Source organism: Streptomyces sp. SID1328 (assembly GCF_009865595.1).
In the GTDB taxonomy this organism is placed as follows: Bacteria; Actinomycetota; Actinomycetes; order Streptomycetales; family Streptomycetaceae; genus Streptomyces; species Streptomyces griseoluteus.
The window spans coordinates 1-3,652 of record NZ_WWKH01000889.1 but is presented as its reverse complement, the minus strand read 5'-3'; the positions used below and the strand labels follow the sequence as shown (position 1 = coordinate 3,652).

General features: G+C 72.4%; 3 protein-coding genes. 1 reads left to right on the top strand and 2 read right to left on the bottom strand.

Annotated features, from left to right (window positions below; all coding sequences use genetic code 11):
- Nucleotides 1–1,048 (top strand): PQQ-binding-like beta-propeller repeat protein (locus GT030_RS28665; protein ID WP_161203572.1); only part of this gene is annotated, 1,048 nt, incomplete at its 5' end.
- 37 nt (nt 1,049–1,085) lie between these two features.
- Here the strand turns inward: GT030_RS28665 and ilvD are convergent.
- Together ilvD and GT030_RS28655 are read right to left on the bottom strand one after the other, a co-directional pair.
- Nucleotides 1,086–2,939, bottom strand: a complete 1,854-nt coding sequence (gene ilvD, locus GT030_RS28660; RefSeq protein ID WP_161203571.1) for a dihydroxy-acid dehydratase — start codon at nt 2,937–2,939, stop codon at nt 1,086–1,088.
- A gap of 187 nt (nt 2,940–3,126) precedes the next feature.
- The coding region (locus GT030_RS28655; protein WP_161203570.1) for a TetR family transcriptional regulator at nt 3,127–3,652 on the bottom strand (526 nt) is incomplete at its 5' end.

Here is a 3,652-nt window from a genome sequence, read left to right as displayed (position 1 = left end):
GGTGACGGTGCCCGGGTTCGACGGGTGGCGGTCCGAGGCGGTGGCCGGGGTGCCCGGTGCGCCCCGTTGCGTGTTCGGCGCGGGCGAGTTGCTGTGCACGGCGGACGGGGCGGTCTTCGCACTGGACCCGGTGAAGGGGTCCGTGGTGTGGCGACGGGCGTTCGCCGGGGCGTTGTGGAGTGATCCGCCGGTGCTGTCGGGCGGGTCGCTGCGGCTGCGGAACCAGAGCGGGCGGCTCACGGCGCTCGATCCGGGCACGGGGCGTACACGTGGGGAGCGGAAGCTGACCGGGGACACCGGGACGCGGTACATCGGGGGCACGCTGGTGACCACCCGTGCGGACGGGTTGGTCATGGGCGCGGAGAGTGGTTCGGGGAAGGAGAAGTGGCGGCTGCCGTTGCCGGACGGGACCCGGCCGCGGATCGACGCCTTCGGCGCCGGGAGCGACGGGTACGCGACGGTGACCTCGGCGGACGGGCGGAGCACGCGGGTCACGGCGTTCGATCCGGTGTCGGGGGACGTGCGGTGGAGTGAGCGGATGTCGGGGATGGCCGAACCGGTGGGCGCGGAGCGCGGGTTCGTGTACTTCCTCGACGAGGACCCGGTGTACGGGGACACCAAGGGGCTGGTGCGGTACGAGGTGAAGTCGGGGGCGACGCGCCGGATTCCGCTGCTGGGACCGCGGACGGACGCTCAGGCCACCGTGCGGGACGGGGTGGTGTACCTGCTCGCGGCCAACGGAGGGCTGGACGCGGTGGACATGGCGGCCGGCAAGCCGTTGTGGCACCTGGAGACGACGGTGAGCCGGGGTTCGGCGCCGGTGACGGACGGGCGGCGGGTGTACTTCTCGGCTGCCGACGGGCGGCTGCTCGCGGTGGACGCCCACCGGGGCACCCTCGCGGGCCAGACCCGTCCCCGGCTCGGCGCGCGGGCGGACCGGGTGACGGCGGGGCTGCCGACGCCGGTGCTGGCGTTGGGCCATGTGTACGCGGGGGCGCCGGACGGGTCGGTGTTCGCGGTGAACACGGGTGATCCGGCGGCCTGGTGAGCGTGGAGCGCACCGGCCGCCGGAAGGCCCGAGGGGGTCAGCCCAGGAGGGACACGTCGCGCACGGCGCCCCTGTCGGCGCTGGTGGCCATGGCCGCGTAGGCGCGCAGGGCGACGGAGACCTTGCGGGTGCGGTTGGCGGGTGCGTAGACGCCGTTCAACTCAGCCTCGCGGCGGGCGAGTTCCGCGTCGTCCACCAGGAGGTCGATGGTGCGGTTGGGGATGTCGATGCGGATGCGGTCGCCGTCCTGGACCAGGGCGATGGTGCCGCCGGAAGCCGCTTCGGGGGAGGCGTGGCCGATGGAGAGGCCCGAGGTGCCGCCGGAGAAGCGGCCGTCGGTGATCAGGGCGCAGGTCTTCCCGAGGCCACGGCCCTTGAGGTACGAGGTCGGGTAGAGCATCTCCTGCATGCCGGGGCCGCCCTTGGGGCCCTCGTAGCGGATGACGACCACGTCGCCGTCCTTGACCTCCTGGGTCAGGATGCGCTGGACGGCCTCCTCCTGGGACTCGCAGACCACGGCGGGCCCCTCGAAGGTCCACACCGACTCGTCGACGCCCGCGGTCTTCACCACGCAGCCGTCGACGGCGAGGTTGCCCTTGAGGACGGCGAGGCCGCCGTCCTTGGAGTAGGCGTGCTCGGCGGAGCGGATGCAGCCGCCCTCGGCGTCGTCGTCCAGGGAGTCCCAGCGCTCGGACTGGGAGAAGGCCTCGGCGGAGCGGACGCAGCCGGGGGCCGCGTGCCACAGCTCGACCGCCTCGGCGGACGGGGAGCCGCCGCGCACGTCCCAGGTCTTCAGCCAGTCGGCCAGCGACGGGCTGTGGACGGAGTGCACGTCCTCGTTGAGGAGCCCCGCGCGGTGCAGTTCGCCGAGGAGGGCGGGGATGCCGCCGGCGCGGTGCACGTCCTCCATGTAGTACGTGCGGTTCTTCGCCACGTTGGGCGCGACCTTGGCGAGGCACGGGACGCGGCGGGAGACGGCGTCGATCTCCGGGAGGCCGAAGGGGACGCCGGCCTCCTGGGCGGCGGCCAGCAGGTGCAGGATCGTGTTGGTGGAGCCGCCCATGGCGATGTCCAGCGCCATCGCGTTCTCGAAGGCCGCGAAGGAGGCGATGGAGCGGGGCAGGACGGTCTCGTCGTCCTGCTCGTAGTACCGGCGGGTGATGTCCATGACCGTGCGGGCGGCGTCCTCGTAGAGGGCGCGGCGGGCGGTGTGGGTGGCGAGGACCGAGCCGTTGCCGGGCAGGGAGAGGCCGATGGCCTCGGTGAGGCAGTTCATCGAGTTGGCGGTGAACATGCCGGAACAGCTGCCGCAGGTCGGGCAGGCGTTCTCCTCGATGCGGAGGATGTCCTCGTCGGAGATCTTGTCGTTGACCGCGTCGGAGATCGCGTCGACCAGGTCCAGCGTGCGCACGGTGCCGTCGACCAGGGTGGCTTGGCCGGACTCCATGGGCCCGCCGGAGACGAACACGGTCGGGATGTTCAGCCGCAGCGCGGCCATCAGCATGCCCGGCGTGATCTTGTCGCAGTTGGAGATGCAGACCAGGGCGTCGGCGCAGTGGGCCTCCACCATGTACTCCACCGAGTCCGCGATCAGGTCGCGGGAGGGCAGGGAGTAGAGCATGCCGCCGTGGCCCATGGCGATGCCGTCGTCCACGGCGATGGTGTTGAACTCGCGCGGGATGCCGCCCGCGGCCGTGATCGCCTCGCTGACGATGCGGCCGACCGGCTGGAGGTGGGTGTGGCCGGGGACGAACTCGGTGAAGGAGTTGGCGACCGCGATGACGGGCTTGCGGCCGATGTCCGCACCGGGTACACCCGAGGCGCGCATAAGGGCGCGGGCGCCCGCCATGTTGCGGCCGTGGGTGACTGTGCGGGACCTCAGCTCGGGCATCGTCACTCGCTCCTTCGTGAGAAGTCGGGTCAGAGAGACTTCTGACTCATGCCGAGCGTACGCCGGTCATCCACGGGGCGGGACGAAGTGTCCGGAATGCGGGACGGACGTCTTGGCGGCCGGGCTCCGCCGTGCCCCTCACCGCACCCCGCCGCACCCCTGACCGCACTCCCGTCGCGCCCCCGCCTCACTCCCCCGTGAGATGCCCCTGCACCACCGGTGCCAGCCGGGCCACGATCCGCTCCAGGTCGGCCGATGCCAGCGGCTCGACCTTGATCACGTAGCGCAGCATGGCCGTGCCGACCAGTTGCGCGGCGGCCAGCTCGACACGCAGCTCGGCGTCCGGCACGTCCAGGCGTCCCGCGATGCGCAGCAGGAGCTGGGCGGAGATCAGGCGGCGGAAGACGGCGGCGGCGGTGTCGTTGTTCACGGCGGAGCGGACGATGGCCAGCAGCGGCGTACGGGTGGCGGGGTTCTCCCACAGACCCAGCACGAACCGGGTCAGCCGCTCCCCCACGGAGTCCAGCGGGCCCTCGGCGATCGCGTCCGGCGCCGCGAGGGCGGGCGCGAAGGCGACCGAGACGGCGGCCTCGAAGACCTGCTCCTTGGTGCCGAAGTAGTGGTGGACCAGCGCGGAGTCGACCCCGGCGGCCTTGGCGATGCCGCGTACGGAGGTCTTCTCGTAGCCGCGTTCGGAGAACTCCTCGCGGGCG